Source organism: Haladaptatus sp., from assembly GCF_049589095.1.
Classification (GTDB): Archaea; Halobacteriota; Halobacteria; order Halobacteriales; family Haladaptataceae; genus Haladaptatus.
This window is the reverse complement of record NZ_JBAWAC010000175.1, coordinates 1-3,526: the sequence shown is the minus strand read 5'-3', so window position 1 is coordinate 3,526 and position 3,526 is coordinate 1. Positions and strand designations below refer to the sequence as shown.

Genomic DNA, 3,526 nt, shown 5'->3' with positions numbered 1-3,526 from the left:
GTCCTGAATGGCGAGTCCGTGCGGCTCGCCGTGTCCGGCGATGACGTACAGTATGTCCCGCTGAAATCCCGTCAACTCGTGCATTGTTACCACTCGAATTATGTGTCTACTTAGGATAAGGATATCGATTCCGACAGTTTTGGAGGGATATAGTCTCAGGACGTTCGTTGATGAATTCAACCATGTTTCCGCCGTTTTCTCGGGTGTCTCACCCCGCCAACGAAGTTGTTCTATTTTCCAATCAAAATCGATACCGGTTGTTCTCATTTCAAATAAGAGTTTGTTCAGTAAAAATCCACATATTTATAAGAAAAAATCTTATTGATTCTTGCTTCCCAGTTTTTATGGCATGTCAAAGGATACCACGAGCGGCTCGTCGCGGCGAACGTTCCTGCAAGCGTCCGGGGGAATCACGCTGGCAACGGCACTGGCCGGATACCTCGGAGAGTCCGCGGTCGCCACGAAGCACCGAGAGCCGAGTCACCGCGTAACCGAACTCGTCGAAGAGATGACGCTCGAAGAGAAGGTCGGTCAGATGACACAGATGGCCGCGGGCGAGATCTCGACCGACGACCCGGCCGAGGCGCTGCAAAAGTACAAGCCGGGGTCGCTCATGTACCTGACGTCGTTCGATCCGGAGGAGGTCGCTCGGACCAGCAACGAACTCCAGAAAGCGATGGTGAACGAGACCCGTCTCGGCGTGCCGTTCGTCTACGGTATCGACTCCGTTCGCGGCGACAACAACGTGGCGGGGGCGACGTTGTTCCCGCACAACCACGGCGTCGGCGCGACGTGGGACGCGGACAAGGCCGAGGAGATGGCGACCGTGACGAGTCGAGTGATGCGCACCACCGGTACCCACTGGAACTTCTCGCCCGTCTGTGACATACAGCGTGATCCACGATGGGGGCGGTTCTACGAGGGGTTCAGCGAGGACCCGTTTCTCGCCTCCCAGATGGTCGCCTCGAAGGTTCGCGGCTACGAGGAGGAGACGAACGGGTACAAACGAACCGGGGCCTCCATCAAACACTTCGCGGGGTATTCGGCACCGGCAAACGGGAACGACCGCACCGCCGCACTCATCCCGTATCGGACCTTCGTGAGTTCCATCCTGCCGTCCTATGCGGCGGGTATCAACGCCGGAGCGGAGACGGTAATGGTCAACAGCGGGTCGCTGAACGGCCTCCCCGCCCACGCGTCGAAGGAACTGTTGACGGACATTCTCCGCGACCAACTCGGGTTCGACGGGATGGTCGTCACCGACTGGCACGACTTCTACCGGATGATAAAGGTCCACGGCTTCGCCGAGGACCTGAAGGAGGCGACCAAACTGGGCATCAACGCCGGGATAGACATGTACATGGTCCCCGCCGCGGGTATCGAGGGCGACGACGCCGCGGGCTATCAACAGCGACTCATCGAACTCGTGAAGGAAGGCAGCGTCAGCCGGGAACGAATCGACGACGCAGTGACGAACATCCTCGCGTTCAAGGAGCACGTCGGCCTGTTCGAGGACCCGTACGGAACGCCATCGAAGGTGAGTGACGTGATCTCCGATGGCCGAGACCTCGCGGAGGAGGTCGCCACCGAGTCGATGACGTTGCTCACCAACGACGGGACGCTCCCGCTCGACTCCGGGAGTTCGATCCTCGTCACCGGCCCGAGCGCCGACAGCGTGAGGAACCAGATGGGCGGCTGGGCACTCGGCTGGCAGGGCGTCGGCGACACCGAGCCACCGGCGACGACAGTCCTCGAAGGCCTCACCGATGCAGCGGATTCGTCGACGTCCGTCACGCACGTTCCGACCGGCCTCCACGAGTTCACGAACGAGGACGACGTTCGACGTGCGGCCGAGTGCGCCGACGTCGTCGTGGCCGTTCTCGGCGAGGGACCGTACGCCGAGGAGAAGGGCGACACGGACACGCTCGCGCTTCCCGAGGCACAACAGCGACTGGTCGAGGTGGTGTCGGGAACCGATACACCGACCGTCGGCGTGATCATGGCGGGCCGCCCGCGCGGGACGGACGTGTTCGACGACCTGTCCGCGTCCATGATGGCCTATCTGCCGGGAACGGCCGCCGGACCGGCCGTCGCCGCGACCCTGTTCGGCGACGCCAACCCCAGCGGTCGGTTGCCGTTCACGTGGCCGAAGGGAACCGGGCAAATCCCCAACCTGCACAACAACTATCCACCGGACGAGTTCAACAAGTCCACGAACGTCAACCCGCCCCAATCACACGAGACACCGCTGTTCGAATTCGGCCACGGGCTGAGTTACACCGAGTTCGAGTACGCCGACCTCCGCGTGGCACCGACGAAACTCCAGCAGAAGAACGCGACGAACGACATCACCGTCTCCGTCGCGGTGAAAAACACGGGCGACGAGGCGGGTGAGACCGTCGTCCCCGTCTACGGCGGCCGTGATCTCGGTCGAGTGATGTATCCGCAGGAAGTCGTCGTCGGCTTCGAACGCGTCGCGCTCGACCCCGGCGAGACGAAGCGCGTCGAGATTCGTTCGACGATCCTCCCGCTTGCGACCGTCCTCGGCGACGTCTTCTCCCGCGGCGAGTTGGTCATCGACACGGGCGAGTACTGGCTCTCCGTCGGTGAACTCACCGAGACCGTTTCGGTCGTCTGAGACCTGAAATCCCGTTTTTCACGATGCCGTCTTCCCACCTTATTTTTGAAGAACATATCAATGATCGGTCAGAGCGCAGTCGCTCGGTCGGAAACGGCGAAACCACTATTTATCGGTAGAACGATGTGTACGAAGCAGTGGCTCAGAATTTGATTGTCGAAAGGAAAGCGGAACACGCGGGGGCGAAAAGACCCCGCGTACCGCTTGCCGCCCTGAATTGGTCCCCGCTGACGCTTCGGCCCTCCAAAGCGAAGCGTCAACTGCAACAAAACGGCGTAGTGACTTAAAGGTAACGATTTCGATAACTGTGGATCGCAGGGTGAAAAAAAGTTAGATGTACTCCTCCTCCAGCGCCCATCCCAACGCCCGCTTGTAATACGTGAACATCTGACGGATTCCCTGATGGTTCATTTCGTCGCTTTCTAGCTGTTCTTTGAGGAACTCGTACTGCTCCCGAATCTCTTCTTCGTCTCGCATATTTCCCTATTTCGTGGCTTCGGCGGTTATGCGTGTTGGTGGAATCGAGGGAATGGTTCGGAGTGGGCGGAGCTGTAAACCCACCAACTACTGAGAAGTAATCGGTCGAAAAACTCGGCTACAGACTACGAGACCGTTCTGGTTTCGTTGTGATTGCAACGACCGAGCCCCAACATTACCGCACCGCGCCACACCCTCCCCAACCGACTGCGTTTCTCGCTCACTTCGTTCGCTGCGATACTTCGTCCCTCGCGCGCCGTGGCAGCTGGGTCGTATCGACCGGTCTGTCCAACCGGGTGGCGCGCGGGCCAGTAGGGCCGAAGACACGTCGTCCGAGGACCTGACTGGTTATCGCGCGAGGGATGACGGAGGGAGCGATAGCGACCGGAGTTCTCATGAACGAAGTGAACG

The 3,526-nt window shown here is 60.0% G+C and carries 2 protein-coding genes and 1 pseudogene; 1 reads left to right on the top strand and 2 read right to left on the bottom strand.

Annotated features, from left to right (window positions below; all coding sequences use genetic code 11):
* Positions 1-84 (bottom strand): annotated as a pseudogene (locus WBV42_RS05905) (PadR family transcriptional regulator); the annotation flags it as partial.
* Between the two features lie 265 nt (positions 85-349).
* On the opposite strand from WBV42_RS05905, the gene WBV42_RS05900 reads away from it, so the two are divergent.
* Positions 350-2,638: a glycoside hydrolase family 3 N-terminal domain-containing protein gene (locus tag WBV42_RS05900; RefSeq protein WP_423985201.1), complete on the top strand. Its 2,289-nt coding sequence runs from the start codon at positions 350-352 to the stop codon at positions 2,636-2,638.
* 330 nt (positions 2,639-2,968) lie between these two features.
* Here WBV42_RS05900 and WBV42_RS05895 read toward each other — a convergent pair whose 3' ends face one another.
* Positions 2,969-3,115, bottom strand: a complete 147-nt coding sequence (locus WBV42_RS05895; RefSeq protein ID WP_423985200.1) for a hypothetical protein — start codon at positions 3,113-3,115, stop codon at positions 2,969-2,971.
* Positions 3,116-3,526: the final 411 nt, after the last annotated feature.